1 protein-coding gene is annotated in these 1,299 nt (G+C 52.8%); it reads left to right on the top strand.

The annotated features are described in order from the left end of the window. Positions 1–100: 100 nt before the first annotated feature. The gene (locus tag BUE92_RS00010; protein ID WP_073521430.1) at positions 101–1,270 is read left to right on the top strand and encodes an IS4 family transposase; all 1,170 of its coding nucleotides are present in this window, start codon (positions 101–103) and stop codon (positions 1,268–1,270) included. The last annotated feature ends 29 nt before the right edge of the window (positions 1,271–1,299 follow it).

Below are 1,299 nucleotides of genomic sequence, written 5' to 3'. Positions count from 1 at the left end.
GCGTCACTAGTGTCCGGTAAAAACCAAAGGGGGAGCTTGCTCCCCCTTGCTGTTAGCGGTCATCAGTCATAATCGGATTTTTCAGACTCGATTTTGACTCATGTTTTCCAGCACCCGTTTAGCTCACCTACTCAGTGCGATCCCGCGCCAGTTCTTTCGGCAATCCACCGAAAAGCACCAGGCTGATCGCTACGTCAAACGCTGCACGACCTGGCAATTGCTGGTGACACTGGTCAGCGGCCATATAACCCAAGCCTTAAGCCTGCGGTCCTTGGCGACTTTTTCCGAAACACTAAGCCCGCATAGCTACCATCTTAAAGCGGGTCCCGTCGCCCGTTCGACCCTGTCGGATGCCTTGAACAAGCGAGACTACCGGCCATTCCAGGATCTTTGCGAGTTGCTGTTGAGCGGCATCAGCCGCCAGCAGCGCAAGGAAGTCGGTGCCATGGTTAGCCTGCTTGATTCCACGTCGATCACTTTGCGCGGACCTCATTTCGATGACTGGACAGCCTCCACGAAAACCCGCATTACGCAGGGCCTGAAAGTACATGTCGGACTGGATTTGGCGCAGTTGGCCCCGGTGTACGTCAACATCACTCCTGCCAACGTCAACGATCTGAGCGATGCGCTGGAAATGCCGATTCAGGCCGGTATGACGTATGTCTTTGACAAGGGATATTGCGATTACAACTGGTGGCACCAGTTGCAGACCAAAGGAGCTTTCTTCGTCACCCGCCTGAAGAAAAACGCCAATATCAAAGTGCTGCACAAGCACTCGACCGCAACCGAGCAAGGCCCGGTCATGAGCGATGAAGCCATTCTGTTCGGTAAAAGGCATCTGGGCGGCAAGCGTCTTAATGACTACCGAGAAACGCCGGCAAGACGTGTGGTGGTAGAACGTGAGGGACACACCACGCCGTTAATCCTGGTGACCAATGACTTCGTAAGATCAGCCGAAGAAATCGCGGGATTGTACAAAGATCGTTGGAAGATCGAGCTGTTTTTCAAGTGGATCAAGCAACATCTGAAACTCAAACGCTTCTATGCCTTCTCTGAAAACGCCGTGCGTCTGCAGATTTACAGTGCCTTAATCAGCTACTTGTTATTGCACCTTTACCATCGTCGCTCAGAATTTACCGGTTCGTTGTTCGAGCTGACGGTTCGCATATCTCATGTCCTGCACGAACGGCCTGCGACTCCAGAATTGAGGGATCGACGAAGGCAGGAGCGAGAAAAGCTGAAGGCTGCCCAAGGCAGCTTTCAGCTATGAAACATGTTTACCGGACACTAGTGACGCTC

The sequence above is a fragment of the Pseudomonas fluorescens genome (assembly GCF_001902145.1).
Classification (GTDB): Bacteria; Pseudomonadota; Gammaproteobacteria; order Pseudomonadales; family Pseudomonadaceae; genus Aquipseudomonas; species Aquipseudomonas fluorescens_BV.
This window is presented reverse-complemented; position numbering and strand designations above follow the sequence as displayed.

Bases quoted from the DNA above. Each gene is read 5' to 3' on its own strand.
- BUE92_RS00010 (WP_073521430.1), top strand. From the start codon at position 101: ATGTTTTCCAGCACCCGTTTAGCTCACCTACTCAGTGCGATCCCGCGC.